General features: G+C 66.6%; 17 protein-coding genes and 2 pseudogenes. 10 read left to right on the top strand and 9 right to left on the bottom strand.

Annotated elements, in window-relative coordinates:
• Nucleotides 1-27: 27 nt before the first annotated feature.
• On the top strand, nucleotides 28-1,569 hold the full coding sequence (gene fadD4 / locus AB8998_RS27740) for a fatty-acid--CoA ligase FadD4 (protein ID WP_369741106.1): 1,542 nt from the start codon (nucleotides 28-30) through the stop codon (nucleotides 1,567-1,569).
• 2 nt (nucleotides 1,570-1,571) lie between these two features.
• Nucleotides 1,572-2,522 carry an enoyl-CoA hydratase/isomerase family protein gene (locus tag AB8998_RS27735; protein WP_369741800.1) on the top strand — a complete coding sequence of 317 codons (951 nt, stop codon included), beginning with the start codon at nucleotides 1,572-1,574 and terminating at the stop codon, nucleotides 2,520-2,522.
• 2 nt (nucleotides 2,523-2,524) lie between these two features.
• Here AB8998_RS27735 and AB8998_RS27730 read toward each other — a convergent pair whose 3' ends face one another.
• Nucleotides 2,525-3,679 carry an acyl-CoA dehydrogenase family protein gene (locus AB8998_RS27730; protein WP_369741105.1) on the bottom strand — a complete coding sequence of 385 codons (1,155 nt, stop codon included), beginning with the start codon at nucleotides 3,677-3,679 and terminating at the stop codon, nucleotides 2,525-2,527.
• 38 nt (nucleotides 3,680-3,717) lie between these two features.
• On the opposite strand from AB8998_RS27730, the gene AB8998_RS27725 reads away from it, so the two are divergent.
• On the top strand, nucleotides 3,718-4,722 hold the full coding sequence (locus AB8998_RS27725; RefSeq protein ID WP_369741104.1) for a MaoC family dehydratase: 1,005 nt from the start codon (nucleotides 3,718-3,720) through the stop codon (nucleotides 4,720-4,722).
• Nucleotides 4,723-4,767: 45 nt separating this feature from the next.
• Here the strand turns inward: AB8998_RS27725 and AB8998_RS27720 are convergent, their stop codons facing one another.
• The 3 genes from AB8998_RS27720 to AB8998_RS27710 form a co-directional block, all read right to left on the bottom strand.
• Nucleotides 4,768-5,205 carry a methyltransferase type 11 gene (locus tag AB8998_RS27720; RefSeq protein ID WP_369741103.1) on the bottom strand — a complete coding sequence of 146 codons (438 nt, stop codon included), beginning with the start codon at nucleotides 5,203-5,205 and terminating at the stop codon, nucleotides 4,768-4,770.
• Nucleotides 5,206-5,609: 404 nt separating this feature from the next.
• Complete coding sequence (locus tag AB8998_RS27715; protein ID WP_369741102.1) at nucleotides 5,610-6,686, bottom strand: class I SAM-dependent methyltransferase; 1,077 nt, start codon at nucleotides 6,684-6,686, stop codon at nucleotides 5,610-5,612.
• 151 nt (nucleotides 6,687-6,837) lie between these two features.
• Complete coding sequence (locus AB8998_RS27710) at nucleotides 6,838-7,656, bottom strand: FkbM family methyltransferase (protein ID WP_369741101.1); 819 nt, start codon at nucleotides 7,654-7,656, stop codon at nucleotides 6,838-6,840.
• Between the two features lie 184 nt (nucleotides 7,657-7,840).
• On the opposite strand from AB8998_RS27710, the pseudogene AB8998_RS27705 reads away from it, so the two are divergent.
• From AB8998_RS27705 to AB8998_RS27690, 4 genes and pseudogenes are all read left to right on the top strand, one after another.
• Nucleotides 7,841-9,480 (top strand): annotated as a pseudogene (locus AB8998_RS27705) (copper resistance CopC family protein).
• A 233-nt stretch (nucleotides 9,481-9,713) separates the two neighbouring features.
• A complete protein-coding gene (locus tag AB8998_RS27700; RefSeq protein WP_369741100.1) occupies nucleotides 9,714-11,546 on the top strand; it encodes a hypothetical protein in 1,833 nt (610 codons plus the stop codon).
• A gap of 181 nt (nucleotides 11,547-11,727) precedes the next feature.
• Nucleotides 11,728-13,109: pseudogene (locus AB8998_RS27695) on the top strand (tyrosine-protein kinase domain-containing protein).
• On the top strand, nucleotides 13,106-14,572 hold the full coding sequence (locus tag AB8998_RS27690; protein ID WP_369741099.1) for an O-antigen ligase family protein: 1,467 nt from the start codon (nucleotides 13,106-13,108) through the stop codon (nucleotides 14,570-14,572). Before AB8998_RS27695 ends, AB8998_RS27690 begins: the two are co-directional and overlap by 4 nt.
• 45 nt (nucleotides 14,573-14,617) lie before the next feature.
• Here AB8998_RS27690 and AB8998_RS27685 read toward each other — a convergent pair whose 3' ends face one another.
• From AB8998_RS27685 to AB8998_RS27675, 3 genes are all read right to left on the bottom strand, one after another.
• Complete coding sequence (locus tag AB8998_RS27685) at nucleotides 14,618-15,556, bottom strand: class I SAM-dependent methyltransferase (protein WP_369741098.1); 939 nt, start codon at nucleotides 15,554-15,556, stop codon at nucleotides 14,618-14,620.
• 118 nt (nucleotides 15,557-15,674) lie between these two features.
• On the bottom strand, nucleotides 15,675-16,619 hold the full coding sequence (locus AB8998_RS27680; RefSeq protein WP_369741097.1) for an FkbM family methyltransferase: 945 nt from the start codon (nucleotides 16,617-16,619) through the stop codon (nucleotides 15,675-15,677).
• Nucleotides 16,616-16,756, bottom strand: a complete 141-nt coding sequence (locus AB8998_RS27675) for a hypothetical protein (protein ID WP_369741096.1) — start codon at nucleotides 16,754-16,756, stop codon at nucleotides 16,616-16,618. The genes AB8998_RS27680 and AB8998_RS27675 overlap by 4 nt, the downstream gene beginning before the upstream one ends.
• Before the next feature lie 224 nt (nucleotides 16,757-16,980).
• Between AB8998_RS27675 and AB8998_RS27670 the strand changes: the two genes are divergently transcribed.
• On the top strand, nucleotides 16,981-18,078 hold the full coding sequence (locus AB8998_RS27670) for a polysaccharide deacetylase family protein (protein WP_369741095.1): 1,098 nt from the start codon (nucleotides 16,981-16,983) through the stop codon (nucleotides 18,076-18,078).
• On the opposite strand, the gene AB8998_RS27665 is transcribed toward AB8998_RS27670, so the two are convergent.
• Complete coding sequence (locus AB8998_RS27665) at nucleotides 18,032-19,156, bottom strand: glycosyltransferase family 4 protein (protein WP_369741094.1); 1,125 nt, start codon at nucleotides 19,154-19,156, stop codon at nucleotides 18,032-18,034. The genes AB8998_RS27670 and AB8998_RS27665 overlap by 47 nt on opposite strands.
• A 430-nt stretch (nucleotides 19,157-19,586) precedes the next feature.
• Here AB8998_RS27665 and AB8998_RS27660 point away from each other — a divergent pair, with 430 nt between their 5' ends.
• Both AB8998_RS27660 and AB8998_RS27655 read left to right on the top strand, forming a co-directional pair.
• Nucleotides 19,587-21,602 (top strand): hypothetical protein, encoded by a 2,016-nt coding sequence (locus AB8998_RS27660; RefSeq protein ID WP_369741093.1) that lies wholly within the window; start codon nucleotides 19,587-19,589, stop codon nucleotides 21,600-21,602.
• 80 nt (nucleotides 21,603-21,682) lie between these two features.
• The gene (locus AB8998_RS27655) at nucleotides 21,683-22,636 is read left to right on the top strand and encodes a class I SAM-dependent methyltransferase (RefSeq protein ID WP_369741799.1); all 954 of its coding nucleotides are present in this window, start codon (nucleotides 21,683-21,685) and stop codon (nucleotides 22,634-22,636) included.
• A 21-nt stretch (nucleotides 22,637-22,657) separates the two neighbouring features.
• Here the strand turns inward: AB8998_RS27655 and AB8998_RS27650 are convergent, their stop codons facing one another.
• Nucleotides 22,658-23,701 carry a glycosyltransferase gene (locus AB8998_RS27650; RefSeq protein ID WP_369741798.1) on the bottom strand — a complete coding sequence of 348 codons (1,044 nt, stop codon included), beginning with the start codon at nucleotides 23,699-23,701 and terminating at the stop codon, nucleotides 22,658-22,660.
• Nucleotide 23,702: the final 1 nt, after the last annotated feature.

Here is a 23,702-nt window from a genome sequence, read left to right as displayed (position 1 = left end):
TCGGCGGGTGGGTAATACAGTCTGCGCATGGAGATCCGCCCCCACACTTCCGCCCGGGGAGGCGCGGGCAAGCCCGCGGTCATCCTCCACCCGACGGACACGGTCGTCACCTTCGATGAGCTCGAGGCGCGGGCCAACCGGCTGGCGCACTACTTCCGCCAGGCCGGCCTGGTCGAGGGCGACGCCGTCGCGATCCTGATGGAGAACAACGAGCACATCCACGCGGTGATGTGGGCGGCGCGCCGCAGCGGCCTGTACTACGTGCCGATCAACACCCACCTGACCGCGGCCGAGGCCGCCTACATCGTCGACAACAGCGCCGCCAAGGCGATCGTCGGCTCGGCGGCGCTGCGCAAGATCTGCGAGAACCTCGGCGAGCACCTGCCCGGCGGCCTGCCGGAGCTGCTGCTGATCGCCTCGGGCGAGGAGGATGCCGATCTGCCCGGGTGGCAGCGCTACCCCGAATGCGTTTCCGACCAACCCGATACGCCCATCGACGACGAACTCGAGGGCGACCTGCTGCAGTACTCCTCGGGCACCACGGGCCGCCCCAAGGGCATCAAACGCGAACTCCCGCATCTCCCGCCCTCCGACGCGCCCGGCATGATGTCGGCGCTGGTGAGTTTCTGGATGACCCCGGACTCGATCTACCTGAGCCCGGCGCCGCTGTACCACACCGCGCCGTCGGTGTGGTCGATGAGCGCGCAGGCCGGGGGCATCACCACGGTGGTGATGGAGAAGTTCGACCCGGAGGGCTGCCTCGAGGCGATCCAGCGCTACCACGTCACGCACGGTCAGTTCGTGCCGGCGATGTTCACCAGGATGCTCAAACTGCCTGAGGCGGTGCGTAATTCGTACGACCTGTCCAGCCTGCAGCGGGTGATGCACGCGGCGGCCCCGTGCCCGGTGGAGATCAAGAAGCAGATGATCGACTGGTGGGGTCCCATCATCGACGAGTACTACGCATCCTCGGAGGCGATCGGGTCGACGCTGATCAGCTCCGAGGAGTGGCTGGCCCACCCGGGTTCGGTCGGCAAGCCGATGTCGTGTGAGATCCACATCCTCGACGAGGCCGGCAATGAGCTGCCACCGGGTGCGGCCGGAGAGATCTACTTCGCCGGAGGCTACGACTTCGAATACCTCAACGACGAGGAGAAGACCGCCTCCTCACGCGACCACCGCGGATGGGTGACGGTCGGCGACGTCGGCTACGTCGACGACGAGGGGTACCTCTATCTGACTGACCGCCGGCACCACATGATCATCTCCGGCGGGGTGAACATCTACCCGCAGGAGGCCGAGAACCTTCTGGTCACCCACCCGAAAGTCCTTGACGCGGCGGTGTTCGGCATCCCCGACGACGAGATGGGCCAGAGCGTCAAGGCGGTGGTGCAGACGGTGGACCCGGCCGACGCCACCGAGGCGTTCGCCGCGGAACTGCTTGATTGGCTGCGGGATCGCCTGTCGCACTACAAGTGTCCGCGGTCGATCTCGTTCGAGGCGCAGCTGCCGCGCACGGACACCGGCAAGCTCTACAAGGGGGAGCTGGTCAAGAAGTACTCGATGTGACGCTGCGCGTCGTCGACCTGGCCGAGCCGGCGGACGCCGACGAGCTCCTGCCGGCAGGGGAGCCGCCCGGCGTGCTGGTCGCCGCCGGACCGGTCGCCGGTGCATCCGAATTCTGGCTCGAGCGAGCGACTTTCACCCTCACCGAACAGCGTTGCGCGGACCGGCGGGCCGTCACCGTCGACTCCGTGCCCGACGCCCTGGCCGAGCTCGGCGAGCGCTGCGGGCGCTGGCCGCACGCCAGCAGCGTCTGCGACGACGTGCTGCGCTCGATCGACCCCGTCGGCCCGGCGCTGGCCGGCGTGTTGACCGAGTCGCTGGCCTACTCGACACTGCAGGCGGGTCCGGAGTTCGCGCGCTGGCTCGCGCAGCGTGGGCCCGCGCGCGTGCCCGGCAGCGCCGAGCCGGTGCAGGCGCGCCGCGACGGCGACGTCCTGCGGATCAGGTTCAACCGCCCGCGCCGGCACAACGCGTTCTGCACCGGGGCGCGCGCCGCGCTGCTGGAGGCGCTGGCCGTCGCCCGGCTGGACCCGTCGGTGACCGAGGTGGTGCTGAGCGGCAACGGGCCGTCGTTCTGCAGCGGGGGAGACCTGGCCGAGTTCGGCACGCTCGCCGACCCGGCGAGCGCACACCTGGCCCGCACCCGCCACAGCCCCGCCCTGGCGCTCGACGCGCTCACCGCCAGGCTGGGCCGGGACTGCCGCGCCGAGGTGCACGGCCGGGTACTGGGCAGCGGCCTGGAGATGGCGGCCTTCTGCGGGTGGGTCGCCGCGGAGGCCGACTCGGTGTTCGGGCTGCCCGAGCTGGCGCTGGGCCTGATCCCGGGCGCCGGCGGGACCGTCAGCGTGACCCGGCGCATCGGGCGTTGGCGCACCGCGTACCTGGTGTTGTCGGGACGCACCATCGGCGCCGACACCGCGCTCGCCTGGGGGCTGGTGGACGCGATCACCCAGTGACGTCAGAGGCCGCCGCGGGCCACCAGTTGCGTGGCGATCACGTTGCGCTGGATCTCATTGGTGCCCTCGCCGACGATCATCAACGGCGCGTCGCGGAAATACCTTTCGACGTCGTACTCGGTGGAGTAGCCGTAGCCGCCGTGGATGCGCACGGCGTTCAGGGCGATCTCCATCGCCACCTCGGACGCGAACAGCTTGGCCATCCCGGCCTCCATGTCGGCGCGCTCGCCGCTGTCGTAGCGCTCGGCCGCATAGCGGGTGAGTTGACGGGCCGCGGTCAGCTTGGTGGCCATCTCGGCCAGATAGTTGCCGATCGACTGGTGCTGCCAGATCGGCCGGCCGAAGCTCTCCCGCTGCCGGGCATAGTCCAGCGCGTCCTCGAGCGCGGCCGTGGCCACCCCCAGCGCCCGGGCCGCCACCTGGATCCGGCCCGTCTCGAGGCCTTTCATCATCTGCGCGAAACCCCGGCCCGGCTCGCCGCCCAGGACGGCCGAGCGCGGAGCGCGGTAACCGTCGAAGGACAGCTCGCAGGCTTCGACGCCCTTGTAGCCCAGCTTCGGCAGGTCCCGCGAGACCGTCAGGCCGGGCCCGTGCTCGACGAGCAGCACCGAGATGCCCGTGTGCCGCGGCGTGGCGTACGGGTCGGTCTTGCATAGCAGCGCGATCAGCCCGGAGCGGCGCGCGTTGGAGATCCAGGTCTTGGACCCGTTGATCAGCAGGCCGTCGGAGCCGTCGGGCAGCGCGGTCGTCGACATGTTCTGCAGGTCCGAACCACCGTCCGGCTCGGTCAGCGCCATGGTGGCCCGCAGCTCACCGGTGGCCATCGGCGGCAGGTACGTCCGCTTCTGCTCCTCGGTGCCGAACAGCGTCAGCAGCTTGGCCACCACGGTGTGGCCGCCCATCGCGCCGGCCAGGCTCATCCAGCCGCGCGCCAGCTCCTGGGTGACCCGCACGTAACAGGGCGTCGACACCGGCGACCCGCCGTACTCCTCGCCGATCGCCAGGCCGTAGATGCCGATCCGCTTCATCTGCTCGATCCACGCCTCGGGGTAGGTGTTGGCGTGCTCCACCTCGCGGACGGTCGGCTTGACGTCGCGGTCGACGAACGCCCGAACTGTGGCCACCAGCATGTCTTCTTCGTCTGTCACGCATGCCATATTGCCCCCGATCGAACGGGCTGCCAGCATGTGGCGTTGTGACTTACGTTGGAACCCGCGAGGGCGGCCCCTACTTCGACGACCTGTCGGTGGGCCAGGTGTTCGACTGGGCGCCCGCCGCGACGCTCTCGCCCGGCCTGGCGGCCGCGCACCAGGCGATCGTGGGGGACCGGTTGCGGCTGTCCCTCGACGGCGCCCTGTGCACCGCGGTGACCGGCGAGCCCGGCCCGCTGGCACACCCGGCGCTGGTCTGCGACGTCGCGATCGGGCAGTCCACCGTGGCCACCCAGCGCGTCAAGGCCAACCTGTTCTACCGCGGTCTGATGTTCCACCGCTTCCCGGTGGTCGGCGACACCATCTACACCCGCACGGAAGTGGTTGGGCTGCGCGCCAACTCGGTGAAGCCGGGACGCGCGCCGACGGGCATGGCGGCGCTGCGGATGATCACGATCGACCACGCCGAGCGCGTGGTGCTCGACTTCTACCGGTGCGCCATGCTGCCGGCGAGCCCCGGCTGGACACCCCCGGCGGAGCCCGGCGACGACCTGTCGGCCATTGGCGCCGACGTGCCGCAGGCATCCGGCCCTACCGTGCACTGGGACGGCGATGTCTTTCGGAAAATGGTGCCCGGCCCGCATTTTGACGCCGGACTGGCTGGTGCGGTGCTGCACAGCACCGGTGACGTGGTCAGCAGTGCTCCCGAACTCGCTCGTCTCACGCTGAACATCGCGGCCGCCCATCACGATTCGCGAATCGGCGGACGCCGGCTCGTTTACGGAGGCCACACCATCGGGCTGGCGTTCGCGCAGGCGAGCAGGTTGCTGCCCAACCTGGCGACGGTGCTGGGCTGGCAGTCCTGCGACCACACCGGGCCGGTGTACGAGGGCGACACCCTCTACAGCGAGCTGCAGGTCGAATCCGCCGAGCCCGCCGGCGACGGGGGCGTCCTCGGGCTTCGCTCACTCGTCTACGCGGCCGGCGACACCGAGGGCGAGCCCGACCGGCCGGTGCTGGACTGGCGTTTCAGCGCGCTGCATTTCTGATCTGAACGGCGGTGGCGCTATGTGGTGTCGCCCCGGGGTCGGCCGTCAGGTCTGGACCGCAACCAAGGACTTGATCAATCCAGCAAATCGTTCGTACCAGATGACCGAGGTGGGAAAGTAGCGGCGCATCTGCGAAATTCCGATCAAGTCGATCTCATCGACCTGCTCCTGCGCGTCCTCACGGGTGTAGGTCCGAACGTGACCACGGTTCCAGCGGATCGACACCTGCACGCGCGCTTCGTAGGGCAGCCACTGCATGCCCGGAAAGAGCCAGTGCGGTTCGATCGGAAAATACCGGTATGGCGTCTGCACCCAATGGCGGTCGGCCAGGGCGTGGACGTTGTCCGCGAAGCGTCGGCGCTGAGTGTGCCCGCCGACATGTTCGAGCACAGAATTGGAATACACGAGGTCGAAGCGGTCGCGGGCAACCGCCCTCGGCGGGTCGCACGCATCGCCCTGGATCGCGATGACGCCCTCGGTCACCGAGCCCGGCGCCAGTAGGTTCACCGTGGTGACAGACGCGGGCCGCACCGGCGCGAGTCGCCACGATTCGGGTGTGCCCCCCAAGTCCAGCACCCGCATCTCCGCGAAAGCCGGGAAGAACTCGAGAAGATGCCGCCATCGCCGAGTGCGGGCGCGCCCCGACAATGACCGCCTCGAATTGACGTCCGTGACCGCGTCCCGCAACCAGTTTGACATCCATCCCCGGTCTGTGAAGTCTCGCTCCGCGAGAGAGAAGCGAGGAGCGGCGCGGGCGTGTCATCTCTGGGAGGCAACTGCCCGGAAAAGAGTAATCCCTCCCGCCCTCAGACGCAAGCACACAACCTCGTACCCGGCCAGCCGGAAGCGACCCTCCGAGTCGTCCAAAACCGTCCGGCCCCAGTCCTTTACGCGGGCCTTTTGCGGATCGCGACGTCGAGGTAGGGCAGGAACAGCCCGATCGGCAGGTCGGGGCGCTGTCGGCGCAACAAACCGGCGTAGCGGCGGGTGTCGGAGAGGCGATAGCGAAGCCGGCGAAGTGCGTTGTGCTCGATCTGGAAACTGTGCCGGTCGGCCAGGAATTCCAGGTCGCCGATGGGCCCCAGTGCCAGTTCGATGTCGTGGAAGCTGACACCGCGGCCGCGGCGGGTGAGTTCGAGCCCGGCGCCCGCCGCACTCGTGTCGAACGGTGACGCCTGGTACCGGGGTGTCTGCCGGAAATACTCCAGTGCCATCTCGTCGGGCAGCCAGTGAAAGAACGGCATGTCCGCGGTGTGGTCGTCGAAAAGCCAGAGGCGGTTCGGTGCTTCGACGATACAAAGAATGCCGTTATCTGCCAGGAGCTTCCACGCTGCCCGCAAACTACGCAGACGCTCTTCGAGTGTCATGTGCTCAAGCGAAGCGAAAAAGATCACGAAGTCGAAGCTTTGGTGATCGAAGTGGGAGTCCATCTCGGTGGCGTTCATCGCATGAAGTGACTGCGCCCCGAGCCGGAGTAACCGCAATCTCGCCTCGGCCACCGCCACCGACTCCGGTGCGACGTCGATGGCGACGACGTCGCTGCCCTGCTCGGCCAAGGCGCAGAGTGACGAGCCGGTTCCACAGCCGATCTCGAAAACCCTTGCCCCATCGAGGCGATGCAACGAGTTGAGCCACGGGACGTATTCGTGTCGGTCATAGGTCAGGCGCCCGACGGTGTGGGCTTCGAGCTGCTCGCGACCGATGTCTGAATTCCAATAATCCTTTGTCGACCAGTTCTCCCGAAGGTGACTGCGGAACCTGTCCAGTTCGGCCGGCCCGAGGGCGACGAATCGTCGACGGAGGTCGGGTGTGACGGTCTTGTCGGTGCGCCACACCAGGGCGCGGGCCAGCTCTTTCGCGCCATCCTTGGCGAGCCACCGCTGAGCACCCCGTGCTCCCCGCCGGCAGTTGTTCACGACGTGTCTCCCGCGTCGGTAGTGAGGCCGCAAAGGTCGGTACGCCATGCTAGCGCCAGCTCCCGGCGACATGGGAGGCCCTCGCGTTCGGCCGCACCGGTGCGACGAGCACGAGCCTTGCGCCGACGAGCACGGCACACGCCGGGGAAGTCGGTTCGGCGTCAGATGCCGACCCCGCCTTGGCCTGGAGGCGCTGGGGTCACCACGTAGCCGGGTGCCGGTCTCGCATTTCGTCGGGCACGAAGACGAAGTTGTTGACGTAGACGCCATGCGCCGACCACCCGTCCTGCGAGCCGCCGATGTTCGCCGGATTCTGATATTCGGCTGCGTCGAACTCCTCGACCGGGAGCCGTTCCTCGCCGATCTGGAAGTGGCCCGCGTAACCGAGTCCGGCCAAGAACTCGGTGATCTCGGCCAGGGCGTTGGGGTGATGGCGTTCCTCGGCTTCCACGAGAACAGCCGGCCGGTTACGGGTGAGGGTGTCCGCGGCCCCCCGTAACACGGCGAATTCGTGGCCCTCCACGTCGATCTTCATCAGGCCGATATCATCCAGGCGCAGATCGTCGAGGCGCGTGACCGGCACGTCGAGGTGGGTGACCCGGCTGCCGTTCACGTTGCCCAGGACGTTGTCGGTGTCGATGGTGCTTCGGCCCGGTTCGGACTCGACCAACCGCATGGTGGCCACACCGGATGTGTCCGACAACGCCACCGCTTCCACCCGCACCGCCGCTCCGACCGCGTGGAACATCGATGCCAGGTCGCGGGCCTGGGCTGGTCTGGGCTCGAACGCAATGACCGATCGCGATGACGCGGACATTGCGATGGTGAACTCGCCGACGTCGGCGCCGATGTCGAGCGAAACCCGGTCCGGGTCGCACAGGGAGGCCGCCAACTGGACGTCCGGGCGGGATTCTCCGAGACGGCGGAGAATGTGGTACTTGCGTCGCCAGAACAGGCGCGGCACGACAGATCGTGCCGCGGGGGCGAGCCAGTGTTTGGCTGAGTGTGCGACGGGCATCTGTCGTCTTTCCGGCGGCGGTGTCCTGAGCGTCAGAATAGTCGACAGGTGTGCCCCGCTGGCGCGGCTGCAGCGAAAACTTGCTCTGGCCCCGGATCTTGACCGACCACGGATCGTGACCGTCGGCGTGCGACCTGCATACTTATCGGCGATGTTGCGTTTGTCGAGGCAATGGCGGCCGGCGATGTGCATGGCGCTGGTGCTGGCCGGATGTGGTGGCGGGCATGTCAACCCCGGGCCACTGTCCGCGATAGTCAGTCCGGCGATCCCGGCTATCGTTCAAGATGTTCCCGGTCCGCTGCGCGGTCAGTACGAGGACCTGTTGGAACCGCTCTTCCCGCAGGGAAATCCGGCCGACAAGCAGTATCCGGCGTGGCCCGCGTCCTATGACGCGGGCATCCGTGTCTCGTGGCGGCAGTTGCAGCCCACCGATCCACGCACCCTGCCCGCCGACGCTCCCGACGATCGCAAGTTCGATTTCAGCGTGATCGACGATGCGCTGGCCGGTCTGGGCGACCGCAACATGCGGCTGATGCTTCGGGTGTATTCCTACAACTCCTGTTGCGACGCGTCCTATCCGGACAACACCAACATTGCGATTCCGGACTGGATGCGCCCTGCCGCGACCGTTTACCCCGGGCCGGAACGAGTGTGGTGGACACCCGGGGTGGCAAATGTGGTCCCGAACTGGAACGCCCCCGAGTACCTGAACGCGTTCAGCGGGCTGCTCGCCGCGCTCGGACGGCGCTACGACGGAGACGAGCGGCTGAGCGTTTTCGAGTTCTCCGGCTATGGGGACTTCAGCGAAGACCACATCGCTTACTTGCGAGACGTGCTGGGCGCCCCCGGCCCGTCGCCCGAAGACAGCGTCGCCAAGCTAGGCTATTACAGCCAGTTTCGCGATCAAAGCATCACCATCGACTCCATTCGCCGGCTGGTCGCGGCCAACGTGAGCGCCTTCCCTCACACTCAATTGTTGGTCAACACGCCGAACCCGGAAATCGTGCGCCAACTGCTCGCCGAGGATGTCACCAAGAAACTGTCCGCGCCGGTGGGGATCCGCTCGGATTGCCTCGGCGTGTACGCGCCATTGCCCGTGTGGGCAGACGCAGAGGGGTCGTACTACGTCCAGTCGAAAGACCCGCTCGTCGACGAGTTGAAAAACCGGCTTGCCACGGCGCCCGTGGTCACGAGTGGTGCCAGTTACCCGATGGAACCGACCCGCGGTCCTACTACGACAAGGCGTTGCGCGACGTGGTGCGCTACCACGTGTCGATGACGGCGAGTTACAACTTTCCGGACCGGGATTCGGACGCACCGATGGCCCCCGATTTGTATGTGTTGTGGGCGCGAGCCAACGTGTTCGCCGGCTACAGGTACTCGGTGGAAGCCCGGCCGGGTTCGCAGTCGCTGCGTGACGGGAATGCGCGAATCGACGTCACCTGGACCAACGACGGCGCCGCCGCGGCTACCGAGAAATGGGTACCCGGTTACCGGCTGGTGGATTTCTCGGGAGCGGTGGTCCGTACGATTCCGGCAACCGTTGTCCTTCGTAATCTGCTCGCTTCCGGGGGTAAAGATTCCGGTGCGCAACCGGCGCCGGCGTCGTTCACCGAATCCGTGACTGTAGCCCTGGAGGGTTTGTCACCGGGGCACTACACGCTGCGCGCGGTGGTGGACTGGCAGCAGCACAAACCCGACGCTTCTCGGGTGGTGAACTACCCGCCGATGCAATTGGCGCGCGACGGACGCGACGGCTCCGGCAGCTATCCCCTTGCGACGCTGGATATCCCGAGCGATGCGTCGCACTTCACCCGGCGATGAGCGGAGCCCGACCACCATCCGGGCGGGGGTAAGCCCACGTGGTCCGGCGCGGGAGCCGTCGCCGCGCTCGGGGCATCAAGCCGGAATCCCTTTGCTGTTGGCCCATCCAACAATTTTCTGAAGGCTACTGAAAATACCTCTCGAACGGGTTTACAAGCCGCGCCGCGGGAGTTAAATAAGAAGTCCGACGCCGCGTCCCGCTGCGCGGCTCATGACGGGTAACGAGGTGGGCAATGAGCGCGGCCGGTCGCCCGAGGAGTGGCCTCGTGATTCGCCGCGCGGGCCAACCGAGCTGTGCGGCCACCGCGAGGTCATCCCGTCCCTTGCAGAAGATCGCGCCGGTAGTGGCCGCATGCTCGACGTTGTTGTTGTGCGGATGTGCGTTGTTGAGCGGATGTGCCGCGCACATCAACTACGGACCGTTGTCCGGGGCGCTCGGCGCCCGGTTGAGGTCGTCCGCGCTGGTGAGCCACCAATTACCGGTTACCGTGCGCGAGATGCCCAATCCGTTGCGTGGCCAATACGAGGATCTCTTGGAGCCGCTTTTCCCGCAGAGCAATCCGGCCGACGAGCAGTATCCGGCATGGCCCGGCTCCTACGACGCCAGCCTGCGCGTCTCATGGCGTCAGCTGCAACCCGTCGACCCGCGAACATTACCGGCCGATTCTCCCGACGACCGTCTGTTCGACTTCAGGATGATCGACGACGCGTTGACGAAGCTGGAAAAACGCAACATGAGGCTGACCCTTCGCGTGTTCGCGTACAACTCCTGTTGCGACGAGTTCTATCCGAACCATACGAATATCGCCGTTCCCGATTGGGTCGCCGCCATTCCGGGTGCCACCACCAGTTATCCGGGACCGCAGAACAGTCCCGAGGCCTGGGTGACGCAGGTGGTGCCCAACTGGAACAACCCCGATTACCTGAATGCCTTTTCGCATCTGCTCGCCGCGCTCGGGCGCCGCTATGACCGGGACGAGCGGCTCAGTGTGTTCGAGTTCTCCGGTTACGGGGACTTCAGCGAGAACCACGTCGCCTATCTGCGCAGTGCGCTGGGTGCGCCGGGTCCGGCCCCCAACCGCAGCATCGCTGAGCTGGGGTATTACAGCCAATTCCGCGATCAGAGCATCACCGTCGGCGCCATTCGGCAACTGGTGGCCGCCAATGTGAGCGCCTTCCCGCACAAACAGTTGGTGGTCAACCCGCCGAATCCGGAGATCGTGCGCCAAATGCTCTCCGGCGAGGTGACCAGGAAACTGTCCGCGCCGGTCGGGATTCGCTCGGACTGCCTCGGTGTCTACCCGGTGCTGCCGGAATGGGCTGAGTCCGCCCAATCTCACTACGTGCAGACCCACGATCCGGTCGTCGCTGAGATCCAACAGCGGCTGGCTTCGGCGCTGGTGATGACCGAGTGGTGCCAGCTGCCCCACGGATCCGACCCCCACGCGTACTACCGGAGAGGCCTCGACGACGTGGTCCGCTATCACGTGGGCATGATGTCGAGCTTCAATTTCCCGGACCGGGATTCGGCATCGACGATGGACCCGGCGTTGTATGCGCTCTGGGCGCAGGCCAACGCTTCTTCCGGCTATCGGTATGCGGTCGAGGCCCGGCCCGGATCGCAGGCGATACGTGTCTCGAAGCCGTACCCGGTGTCGGGCAAGGTGGTGACCGTGCCGGTGGTGTGGACCAACTACGGTGCCGCGGCCGCCTTCGAGCGGTGGGCACCGGTCTACAGGCTGGTGGATTCCTCCGGGAAACGGGTGTGGGCCTTGCCGGCTAAGGTCCAGCTCGACAAACTCGTTCGCGACGAACCCGGCTCGTCGCGCGGGGCGGTGGTCCCGGCTTCCAGCACCGAGGCGGTGCGCATCGACGTGTCGGGCTTGTCGCCGGGACGCTACACGCTGCGGGCATCGGTCGACTGGCAACAGCACGTACCCGGCGCCTCACACGTGGTGAACTATCCGCCCATGCAGTTGGCGTGCGACGGGCGGGATGACTCCGGGTCGTATCCGATTGCGACGCTGGACGTGGGGAGCGCCGGAACGCCCCTTCCGCAAGGATGATCGGCCGGCGGGCACAAGGCGGCGCAATGCATTGCACAATGCGTTGCCCGCTCAGGCGGCGGGACTAGATTGGGATGCCACCCGTCGGCGATGCGGCATAATGCCACTGGAATTTGCGCCGCGGTATTCAGTGCAGAGGACCGACGCCATTCGCGTGACCCGTATCGAGGAAGGCTAATGGATGGATTTCCGCACCTTTGTCCGGACCCTCCTCGTGCGCTGGAAACTCGTCGTCAGCGCGTTGCTGGCGTGTCTGGTCGGTGCGGCGGTCGTCACGGTCTTTCAGAACAAGGCATACCGTCCTCGGCAACAATTCTCGTCTCCTTTTCCGGGGCGACCGACCTCACTGACGTTTACTACGGCGGGCAGGCCGCCCTGGACCGATTGTCGTCGTATGCCGAGATCGCCGGTGGCCGAGCCGTGGCAGAACGCGCGGTCAACCAATTCCAGCTCCAGATCAGCCCCGACACCCTGGCGAGCGAAACCGAGGTGAAGTACGCGGCGAAATCGATGCTGTTCACCATCACCGTCACCGACACCGGTCCCAAGCGCGCCGCATTGTTCGCGGCGGCGATGGCCGATTCTTTTGCCGGGATGGTCGCGACGCTCGATTCGAATCTTGTCCCGATGAACGCGGGTGAGCGGCGGGCGAATGAATCCGGACCGGTCGCCAGGGCGACGGTAGTCAAACAGGCCGAGATACCCGATCGGCCGAGCAGGCCGGTGCCGATGCGCAACATGGCGATCGGGCTTGTCGCCGGAGTGCTTTTGGGTATCGCGGTGGCGCTGACCCGCGACGCCAGCGATCGCAGCGTGCGTGACCGGGCGAAGGTGGAACAAGTCACGGGCCTGCCGACTTTGGCGGAGCTGCCCGGAAAGCGCGGCACCGCGCCGCGGTTCGGCACCGACGTCACCTTCGACGACGCTGTCCGCGGCTTGCGCACCAGATTGCTCCGGGCAATGGGGCCCGACGTTCGTCGGGTGCTGATAGCGGCGCCGTTCGGCGGTGAAGGAACCACGACGACGGCGTTGAATCTGTCGATGGCCTTCGCCGAACTCGGCGAAGATGTATTGCTGGTCGAGGGCGATATTCGTCGACCCGTGATCGCCAGTCTGCTGAAGGTCGCATCGGGGGAAGGGTTGGCGAGCGCGCTGGCCAACCCCGACATCGCCGCGGAAGCCACCAAGCCGACGGCGATTTCGAAGCTGTTCATCCTCGCGTCGCGATCCATCCGCCGCGACGCTTTGCCCTGCAGCGCCTACCTCCCGGAAGTCATCGACACGGTACTGGCAGAGCTGTCGTCACACTTTGACCGGACGGTGGTCGACGGCCCAGCGGTGCTGGCGACGGCCGATACCGGACTTTTGGCCGGAGCCACGCAGGCCACGGTGTTGGTCGTGCGGGCGGGGCGGACCACGATCGACGAACTCACCGAGGCGTTGAGCGCTCTGCGTTTGGCCGGCGCGAAGGTCGTCGGGGTCGTGCTGACCAACACCCGCATGCCCGCACATACCAGGGCCGCGGCCCAGACCTATCGGGGGAAGGCCAGGAGACCGGCGTGATCCTCTACATGGGGGGTCGCTACCGCCTCGCGGTGGCTGGATTGGCGCTAGGGCTTTTCCTGTTCGGCTGCTTCCTGGTCGGGGTGTTCTCGGTGCGCGACAGCGTCCACGGAGCGCTGCTGATCGCAGCGATGTTCAGTCTGGTCGTCTACTGGGCTAAACGGGAGGCGATGGTGGGGGTGGCATTGTTCTGGGCTTTCGCGGCGCTGCCGGCGGGCTTACACGTCGGCAAAGTCGTCGGCCCGGGCGTGATCAACGCCTACCAGGTGGCGCTGCTGCTGGCGATCTGCTACCTGCTTCCGGTGGTGAAACTGCGGTTCGCCGACTACCTGTTGCCCGGACTGCTCACGTTGACGGTGCTGTTCTTCACCGTCGTCGGTGTGGTCACCGGACATGCCGCCGACATCGTCATGCTCGAATCGACGACCCTGCTCGAAATGGTCGGCGGGTACATCTTGGCGTTGCTGGTCGTGTACGGCGGGTACGTCAAGGGGGTGGTGCGCACGATGGTCTTGATCCTGTGGTTCTCCGCGGGCATGGCAGTCGTGAGTTCGTTGCATGCCGTCCGACTGGCCGGCCGGGCGGAAAACCTGACGGGGACCGACGCCGGCGATGCCCTCCGCATCATCGTCGCCACCCAATCTCCGGCCGTCGCCGTATTGGCCGGTTTGGCCGCCGCCGCGGTCGTCGGGCAGATCAGGCCCGCGGTGTTTCTCGCACTGGGTCCTCCGGCGCTGATCATCACGCTGCTGTCGGTCAGCCGAAACACGTTGATCGCCTTGGCGGTGGCCACCATCGTGGCCTTGCTCGCCAGCTTCAGATGGTCGAGCCTGAGCCGGGTGGTCGCCCTTGCGGTGATCACCGCGTTGGTGGCAGTGGTGACGGTCGCAGCAACACTGTTCGTCCTGCGCGATTCGTCGAGCGGAGTATGGCTGGCAAAGCAGTTCGCCGCGTTCAACCATCGGGTGCTCGGCGGGGTTTCGACGGGCGCGCTCGCCGTCGACACGTCGACTCTGGACCGGCTGCAGGAAATCAGGAACCTCAACCGCGCGATCGCGCGGGCACCCGTGTTCGGCCACGGCTTGGGCTACGTTTATCAGCTGCCGTCGGGAGACGACGAGTTCAGCACGAAGTACCAACCCACCTACTCGCACAATTTCTACCTGTGGTGGTGGGTCAAAGCCGGGGCGGTGGGCATGGTGGTGTTCGCTCTGTTCGCCCTCACTCCGCTGATCCGTGCGCTGCGTCGTGCGTCCGCGCCGGCGAAGATCAGCGCCGCGGTCAGCGCCGCACTCCTGGCGATATCGGCCGTGTGGCCGCTGCCGGAGATGCCGATCGACGCCTTGGCGCTGGGCCTTGCTCTCGGTGCGACGACGGCGTTCGCCGGCATGGCAAGCACGGGCCGGGACGGGGCCCGGATCGGTGTCAACCCGGCGCCGGCGTATGCGGCTGCGCGCGTCTGACTTCGGCGGTGTGCGACGTCGGCGCCGGTGCGGCCCCGAAGGCCCTCACGTTCGGCCCTGGTAGTAGCCGATGATCTGGGTCGGCGTGATCGGGGCGGCGCTCTTGCGGCCGAGGAAGAAAACACTGCTGGCCGCGTCCAGGGAATGTCCCGGGTCGAGCATTCGGTCGACGAAGCTGAGCCAGAAAAAGCACAGCGACGTGACTCTGCCGAGCCGGACCGATCGGGTCAGCGCCCGCACGAAATAGTCGAGCGACCACCGCAACGCCGTGCCGGCTCCGGCCACACAGCCGGAGTCGACGCACTCGAAGCTGCGGAACAAGTACCGGTGGCCGCTATCGGTGAAACGGGTGAAGTCGTACGGCCCTTCGCACACCTGCTGGAGAAAAGGCGAGTCGGCGTAGACGATTCCGCCACTGCGCAGAACGCGGTGGATCTCGTTCACCACAACCGTGGGCTCCAGCATGTGCTGAAGCACGGCCTGGATGACCACGCCATCGACGGAGCCGTCGGTCAGCGGGATCGCGTGACCGTCTCCGACGAATTGCACCGCGGGGCTGAAGTAGATGTCGAAGGCGATGAGATCGACCGCCGGCTCGGCATACAGTGCCGCCAGGCCGTCGCCCCGGGTACCGCCCCCGATCACGAGAATTCGGGGTCTTCGCCGCGCCGCGTCATCATCGGCCCCGAGCAGGCGCAGCATGCGGGCGACGCTGGCGGACGCGGTGGTGTTGGCCGGATGGAGCAGTCGATTCAGCACGCGGTGGAACCCGGTCCGGCGGATCGGCGATGCGCCCCCCGAAGCCCGCAACTTGTCGACGTCGAGCACGCTGCGGTCGAAGTCGACTAGTGCCGGTACGCCCGAAACCACGGGAAAGGGCTCCTCGGCGTATCGGCAGGACGCGTTCGAGCAACGCCATGATCCATCGGCGGGGCGCACCGGGCCGGCGCAGCGTGGGCAGATGAAGAGGCCCTCGGCGACCATCGTCTCGAGGCTGAGCACCAGGTCACTGTAGCGTTCCCGGTGCACCCGGCGGCCCGATCGTGGCGACCGTAGACAGCTGCGCGGCATCAACTGCCGGGGCGCCACTCCCGCCGGTTTGCTAACTCGGCGCCGCCGACCTCACCCATTTTTGTCCGCGCTGTTTCAGGCGTGCCACGTTGTACTCCGCCCACCAGCGCGCTCTTTTGCCCCGTAAGGAACTCTTGCAGCTTTTCAGATAACGTTGCGCGCCGCGTGCCGGCACCGCGTTTCGTTCCTCCAGCAATTGCAGACAGCGAAATGCCAAGTCGTAGGACCCGTAGCAGTGGTGCCCTATCAGCGCCAAATGCTTCAATTGCTCGTCGGAGATCCCGTCTGGACGGAAGAAATCGCGCACATAGACGATATCGGCTTCCAGGATCTGATTCAGCGCCCGCTCGGGATTTCCGCCGACAGCGAAGTCGCCGATCATCCATTTCTTCACGTCCCCGGCAATGCAGTGCGGTAGGAACCCCTGACGCCGCAACTCCACATCGACCTCGCCGAATGAGGGCTGGTTTTGATACAACGTGATGAACGACACCTCGGTCTGAATTGCCACCGCCCCGGCCAGCTTGTTCCGGCCGTTTTCGAAGACGGAAAGCTCGCTTCCCTGGATGTCGATCTTCAGCAGATCGAGATGCTCGATTTCATCGATGTCGTCAAGCCGGTGCGTGTCGACCGGGACGCGATCGACCACCACGCCGAACGGATCGAAGAGGGTGAAAAGTCCTTGCGCTGTCAGATCGGGTTCGAGCAAGCTGGTCATCCCGCCCGGAGCCGGACAAACCTTCAGGGTCTGCGTGGTGCCGTCACCCAGAGCGTAAGGAAGGTAGGACTCGTTGGGCCCACACGCTTTTTGCAGGGCGAGCAACGCCTCGCGCGCCGGCTCGAAGCCTGTCACATGACACAAACCCGCTTCGAGCATCGGCGTGTAGGGCCAGTCGCCGCAGCTCCGGCTCGCCCCGACATCCACGATGTGTGTCAGACGCGCCGGGCACAGGATGTCCCGCAGTGGCCCGCTCACCCGATCACCGTCAGGTGCTCGCACCGGCCGGCCGCAACCTCGGCCTGAAATCCGTGGTAGCAGTGGCGGCCACGCGTCGCGGTCCCGTCGAACGATCGACGGGTTTCGGGGAGCCGTTCAGCGCTCGGGCTGGCCACGTCGCCACCTTAGACCGTATCCACGGTTTGTCGCGCATGTGGTGATGATGGCTGCACCGGTTCGCGGCCCGCCGCGGCACGTCGCGGCCTGGGACGCATCGGCCGGATCGGACCGGCGTCCCTGCAGCCGGGATCTGTTGTCGGCCTGCATCATCGCGCCGGGCCGCCGGCGGTACGGGCATCGGTCTTCAAGTCAGGCTCGGCGTCGCGTTAGGGTCTCACAGATGATGGCAGGGCTCAGGGAGTTTGCGCCGGCCGCGATCCGCACGTGGACGAAAAACGTCGCGGCCGGACTGCTGTGTGCCCTCGGGGTTCCGGCATTCGCGCGGCGGCGCCACCGCGACCGGCTCCTGATCGTGATGTTCCACGGTGTCGAACAAGAACCACTGTCGCCGCCCTGCTGGCATGTGCTCGGCTCGGCGCTTTTTCGCCGTCAACTGCATTATCTCCGCGCGCATTTCACCGTCCTGCAGCTCGCCGAGGCCCTGGATCGGCTAGCGGCGGGGACGTTGCCGCCGCGCGCCCTGGCCATCACGTTCGACGACGGCACCCGCAATCTGGCGAGAAACGCGGTTCCGGTGTTACGGGATTTGGCGCTTCCCGCGGCGGTGTTTCTGGCGACGGGTCCGATGGGCAGCGACCAGACCCTGTGGGCCGACCGGCTCTGGCTGGCCATCGCCCGCACCACCGCAACCGAGGTCGACCTGAGCGCGCTGGGGCTGGGCACACGTTCCCTCGGCGGTACCGCTGCCCGCGGCGGGGTCTACGCGGCCGCGGTTGATCGTCTCAAAGACCTGGCCGACGCGCGACGTATCGCGGTGCTGCAGCAGATTCTCGCGGTGCTGGGCTACCGCGACGGTGACCCGGGCCCGTTCGAGATGCTCTCCTGGGACGAAGCGCACGAGATCATCAACGACGGCCTGGTGACACTGCATCCCCATACCGTGACCCATCCGATTCTGGCGCGCTGCAGCGACGAAGACGTCCAGCGCGAGATCATCGATTCATGCTCGGTGCTCGAACATGAGACCGGGTCGAAGCCCACGATTTTCGCGTATCCCAACGGCCGCCCGCATGATTTCGACGAGCGCGCCAAGGATGTCCTGCGTGGCCGCGGCGTGCGTTGGGCGTTGTCGACCGCCCCCGGATTCGCCGATGCGCACTGTGACCCGCTGGCGCTGCCGCGGTTGGCAGTGGGCAGCGATTCGTCGTTCGCCTACTTCCGGCTCATGGTCTCCGGGGGGCTGCCGCGCCGCTACGGCGGCGGCCGCGGGATCACCGCCGCGCGCCGGGCCCCCCGGCCCCCTGGCGTGCGGCGGTGAGCCACAGGTCGTGCAGCGCCGCCCGCCAGTGGGCGACGTCGAACTCGCCGGCGCGCGCGTGCGCGGCGGCGGCCAGGCGGTTGCGCAGTTCGGCATCGGCGACGAGCGACTGCAGCGCGGCCGCGAGTTGGACGGGATCGCCGGGACTGACCAGCACGCCGTTCACCCCGTCGGTGACCACCTCGGGTATCGCGCCCACCGCGGTGGTCACCGGCGCCACCCCGTTGGCCATGGCCTCCAGCACCGCCATCGGCAGTCCCTCGCTGTAGCTGGGCAGGACAAAGATCGCCGACTCGGCCAGCAGTCGGTCCCGCTCGGCGGAGTCGACCCAGCCGACGACGGCGAGAATGTCCTCCAGCCCGCTGGCCTCGACCAATGCGCGCACCTGGTCCACATCCCCGTCGCCGGCCAACGTGATCCGCACGTTGGCCCGGATGTCGTCGCGCAGCATGCCGACCGCGCGGACAAGGTCGTAGGTTCCCTTGTTGGTGCCCAGTCTGCCCAGCGACACCACTCGCACCGGCTGACCCGAACGCGGCGACGGCGTGGCGGCAGGCATGACCACCGGGTTGTAGAGCAGCCTGGTGTGGGATTCGTCGAATCCCAGCCGCGTGCAGGACTTCTCGATGTGGGATCTGGCGAGCACCACCGAATAGTCGGCGCGCAGCGCCGCCCGCACGGCGCGTCGCAGCGGCGGCGGCAGGCCGTCGAGCCACGGGAAGAAATGCGAGGTGTGGCCGTGGACGATCGACGGGACGCCCCGCAGCCGCGCGACGAACAACGGGACGGACTTGCGCACGATGCTGCCGCGCCACGAGTAGTGGACGTGTACGACGTCGACGGACCCGAACAACAGCAGCCCCGATGCCTTCAGCATGCCCGAGATGCCCGTCCGCAGCCGCGTCGCGGCGGAGGCGTCGACATAGGTGGTCACGTGGCGGATATGGAACCGCGGGTCGGTGTCCTCGATGATCAATCGCATCACGGTCGCCATGCCGCCGCGACTGTCGGGCCCGGCCGGTGCGTTGCCGATCGTGAGCACCCGGATCGGCTGCCGTGTCGCTGCCGGTGCCTTCACCCGCGAGCCGGCCCACGCGGCGAACGACGCTCTCTCGGCGGCCGTGCTTCGCGCACCCGACGGCGTCCTTCCTGGCGACCTGCTGCATCCCGCTGGGGAATCCCCGGCCGCGAGGCCGGCGTCAGTCGCGACCCTAGCAAACACATGCCACGGCCGCCTCCGGGACCTTCAAGGCCCGCAGGGCGAGGGCCGATCCGGCCGACGGCATGGTCGCCACGACCGGATCGGTCCACGCCGACAAGATCGCCGATCCACGGTCATGGCGGATATCTGCGTTCACCCGGCTGGCGCCTTCCTCGTGCGTTGAATTCGCCCAATTCACGTCGGCATTTCGGCGGTGAGGCGCGATCGCGGGAACCCCGGCCGGATCGACTTTCGCACCCCGGGGCAGAGGGAATCATCAATGAATTGGGTTGAAGTGCAATGAGCAATGCATACTGATCGGGTGATGATGCCGAAGTCACTGGGCAGAGCGATTGCACTGGCCGGTGTGATCGGATTCCTGGCCCTGAGTGCGCCGCCATCGTGGGCCGAACCCGACGAACCGGGTACGACGACCGAGCCTGCTGAAACCGACACGACCGCCAGGTTGACTCTGTCGTTGAAGGATCTGGGGTTTGACTCAGACATGGTCTTCTACGGATTAGACGGCGTAATGCAGTTGAGCGTGCCGGTCCCGCACGGATTGACGCCCGCCGCATTGAATGCGACCGTCGAGCCGCCGGTCAATTTTCGCTCGGGAATCATCTCCGTCGCCCAGGACGATCGCGAAATCGTGAGGATGAATCTGCCCACCGCCGATCAGGCGCCGATCGTCATACCGCTGACCGGGGCAGAAGTGGTCGACGACTGGATGACGTTGTCGGTGCGCGCCTATCTCGTCCCCGAAGAAGGGTTTTGCGTCTACCCGTGGAGCCCTTTGCGTCTTGTCCGTGCATCGATCAGCTACACCGGGGTCGAGCAACCGCCCATCACCGTGGCCCAATTCTTGCCCCCGGTGCTGCGCAAAATCACCATCTTCGTGCCACAGTCGCCTTCGCCCGCGGAATCCGACACGGCGATTCAACTCGCCACCTCCTTGGCCGCGCACTACGGCCAGCAGGATCCCGACATCGTCATGGCCTCGCTGGGCGACGGACAGGCGGCGCCGCCGACGCCGCCGCGACCGCAGGAGCGGCAGATTGTCGTCAAAGAGGGACCGGACAACGGGCTTTCCCTGCAGGGTGCGACCGGTGTGCCGTGGCTGTTGATCTCGGGCACTCTGGGGCCGACCGAGGAATCGAACGCGGCGTTGCTGTTCAGCGATCTGTCCGGACTCGCCCTTGCTTCGCGGGCTTCTGTGCGATCGCTGAAGCCCAGCGTCCGGCTGCCCGGCGACAGCACCACGCTGCGTGAATTGGGGATGCCCTTCGCCACGTCCACGGCGCTGCGGCCACAGGTGTCGATCCCGTTGGACCAGACCCGATTTGGCAGGTCCATCCACGGGGTCCGGGTGCACCTGCAGGGTTCCTACTCGCCGACGCCGGCCGACATGGGCGGCCAGATCGCCGTGACGATCGGACAGGAGACCATCGACCATTGGCCCACCGACGGTCATGGTGTTATCGACAACTGGATCGATGTCCCGGATCGGCTGCTGCAGCGATGGACCGCCCTTGACGTGACATTGGATCTTGCTGCCAACGCAGGACGTTGCGGCGACTTCTCCATCGTCGGCGCCGGAGACCGGGCCCTCACCTTGACCATCGATGGCGACACCGTCGTGCAGAGCAGACCGGCCAAGCCACCGGTGCCCGACGGCCTGCGTTCTGTACCGCAGGCGCTCTTGCCCAAGGTGCAGGTGGGCATCGAGCCACGCGCCTTCAGTGACACCGCGCGTGCCGCCGACATCATGGTGGGTCTGCAGCGCATCAGCTCGATCCCGATCGACACCGTCGTGACGACACCGAAAAAGGCGCTCGAATCCTCCGATCCCGCCGTGGTGATCGCCGCGGACGGATGGAAGCATCCCGACGTCGTGCTACCGGTGTCCGCGGGGTCCAGCGGGCCGATCACCCTCAACGCCTTCGGGACCGACGGCAAGCCGACCACGCTCTCGCTGGACCCGACAATCCAGTTCGGCTCCCTGCAAGCGGTCTTCGACCGTGGCCGGTCGTTGCTGGTCGCGACATCCAACGGCGCGCCCGCGCAGCTCGACGAACTCCTCCGGTGGCTCGGCAGCGACAGGAAGCACTGGTCGGGTATCAGGGGTGTCGCGGTGGTGTCCGTACCCGGCCATGACCCTGTGACCGTCGACCCCAGGAACGTGGTTGCTGCGGGTGCGACACCGGGAAGCAACTCCGACCTGGGCTGGCTGTGGTGGTTCGGCGGAGCGTGGCTTGCCGTGGCCGTCGTCGGTGCCGCGGTCATCGTGGTGCGCAGCGGGCGCATTTCACTGCGACGCTGAAATATCGACGTCGGGGTGTTCACGCAGTACCGCGTCCCGCGCCGTTGGCCGCTCATCGCGAAGCTAGGGATAGAAGCTTGATGGAACCCAGGGAAGAAAAGTTGATCGCCCGCTACAAGAAGATCTACGACATCCCGGCCGAGGTCGATATCACCCGGCAGATGATTTTGCATCATTGGCAGCTTGAGAGACAACTGACGGCAGAATTGCTTCAATCCGCCCCCGGCGAAAGATGGGGCGTCTTCGATCGTTGTTACACGCGGCTGTACGACGAGTTGGACTGGCTCAACAAGTTCTCCGGCGATGCCGACACCGCACCGCCCACTGAAAGATTCGCGAGATGGTTGCAATTAGTCGGTCCACCGCCGAAGTCGGTCTATGAAATCGGATCCGGGCAAGGGGAACTGATTGTGTACCTAGCCCGCAACGGTCACCACTGCAAGGGGAGCGAGATCACCGGCAAACGCGGAGAAGCGCTGGTGGCCGACGCGCCCCCGAACCTTTCCTGGGGGAGGTCGGACGGTGTGCACCTGGGCACGTTCGAGCCAGCCGGGACTTACGATGCCGTGGTCTCAGATCAAGTGATCGAACATCTTCATCCCGACGATCTGGATTGGCATTTGCGGGGCGTCCACTCCATCCTGAAAAAGGGTGGGCGATATGTATTCAACACGCCGAACAGATTTACCGGACCACACGACGTTTCTCGTGTTTTCAAAATCGCCGAACCGCAAGGGATGCACCTTAAAGAATATACGAACCGCGAACTGGCCGAGGCGGTGCGGCGGGCCGGTTTCGTCTCCGTCTACTGTGGTTTCGTGCCCCGGAGATTTCGTGTGCTCGCGACGATCCTGGGCGCCGGAAATTTCGCTGACTCTGACAAGTTGGGATTCTTATTCCTGCGGATCGAGTCGTCAGTCGAAAAGATTTTGGGGCTGTTGCCCGCGTCTGCGTTGCGCCGCTGGTGTGGCACATTGCTGTGCAAGCTCGGTCTTTTCTCGGACAATGTCGCGCTGGTCGCCCAGAAGGGGTGAACGGGTATGCCGATTTTGCCGTCACACCGCACCGGCCAGCACCTCGGCGATGACGTCCAGCAAGCGATCCACGACGCGGTCGACGGCGAATCGGCGCGCGTAGTGGCGCGCCGCCGCGGCGCCCTGGGTCGCCGCGGTGAACGGGTCTGCCAGGGCATCGAAGGTGGCGGCGAGCCCGGCCACGTCGTCCACACCGACAGGCGGGCAGCCAGGAGGCTGGTATTCGGGCAGGCCGCCGGCGGGGGAGACGATCGGCATCACGCCCAGCTGCATCGAGAGCACCTGAACGCCGCTTTGTGAGGCACGCCGGTAGTGGATGACCGACCCTTTAGCGGCGGCCAGTAACGCCACGACGTCGCGGTAGCGGTACCAGCCGGAGAGCCGGTACGTGTGTTCGGGTAGGGCGCCCTCGTACCCAGGTCCGTCGCCGATGAGCGTGAGGTCGTCGCCGCGCCAGCCGCCGCCGTCGACGTGTCGTTGCCAGGCGGCCAGCACGACATCGACGTTCTTGTACGGGTAGAGCCGGCCGACCATGGCGAAACCGTGCCGTCCTTGCGGCCCCACCAGCGGCGGGACCAGCGTGGGGTCGAGGTCGCTGGTGAGCGGCGACACATACACATGCGTGCCGGCTACGTCGCGGCGAGTGGCGACGGCGGTTGCGACGTACTCGCTGTAGCTGAGGGTGGCGGCCGAGCGGGCGCCCCATCGGTCGAATATCACCGGTTCGTAGGCCCGCCGCTGTTCTATGGCGTCGTGCGGGCCGGCGTCGTGCACCAGCTGAATCCGCGGTGTCCGGCCGGCCAGCGCGATCCAGCGGGGATCGCGCACCAGTTCGGTGATCACCACGTCGGGTCGAAATTCGCGAACGCGCCGCCGGGCCGAGACGATAGCGGGCCACGACGCGGCGGTTCGCAAACCCGGGTCGAGCACCAGTTCGTAGTCGCGCGCGGCGTCGGACTCCGGATGCTGGTCGGTGGTCACCAACAGTACGTCGGTTCCCCGGCGCCGCAGAGCTTCGGCCTGCACGCGCGCCAGCGACCGCATCCACGGCGAAAGCCACAGCACT

Source organism: Mycobacterium sp. HUMS_12744610 (assembly GCF_041206865.1).
GTDB classification, from domain to species: Bacteria; Actinomycetota; Actinomycetes; order Mycobacteriales; family Mycobacteriaceae; genus Mycobacterium; species Mycobacterium servetii.
The sequence above is the reverse complement of the archived record's forward strand: the minus strand, read 5'-3'. Positions and strand labels throughout refer to the sequence as shown.

Excerpts from the sequence above, each read along its gene's own strand:
- AB8998_RS27730 (WP_369741105.1), bottom strand. The coding sequence starts at position 3,679 with ATGGCATGCGTGACAGACGAAGAAGACATGCTGGTGGCCACAGTTCGG.
- fadD4 (WP_369741106.1), top strand. The coding sequence starts at position 28 with ATGGAGATCCGCCCCCACACTTCCGCCCGGGGAGGCGCGGGCAAGCCC.
- AB8998_RS27655 (WP_369741799.1), top strand. The coding sequence starts at position 21,683 with ATGGAACCCAGGGAAGAAAAGTTGATCGCCCGCTACAAGAAGATCTAC.
- AB8998_RS27700 (WP_369741100.1), top strand. The coding sequence starts at position 9,714 with ATGAGCGCGGCCGGTCGCCCGAGGAGTGGCCTCGTGATTCGCCGCGCG.
- AB8998_RS27685 (WP_369741098.1), bottom strand. The coding sequence starts at position 15,556 with ATGGTCGCCGAGGGCCTCTTCATCTGCCCACGCTGCGCCGGCCCGGTG.
- AB8998_RS27660 (WP_369741093.1), top strand. The coding sequence starts at position 19,587 with ATGCATACTGATCGGGTGATGATGCCGAAGTCACTGGGCAGAGCGATT.
- AB8998_RS27715 (WP_369741102.1), bottom strand. The coding sequence starts at position 6,686 with ATGGCGTACCGACCTTTGCGGCCTCACTACCGACGCGGGAGACACGTC.
- AB8998_RS27670 (WP_369741095.1), top strand. The coding sequence starts at position 16,981 with ATGATGGCAGGGCTCAGGGAGTTTGCGCCGGCCGCGATCCGCACGTGG.
- AB8998_RS27710 (WP_369741101.1), bottom strand. The coding sequence starts at position 7,656 with ATGCCCGTCGCACACTCAGCCAAACACTGGCTCGCCCCCGCGGCACGA.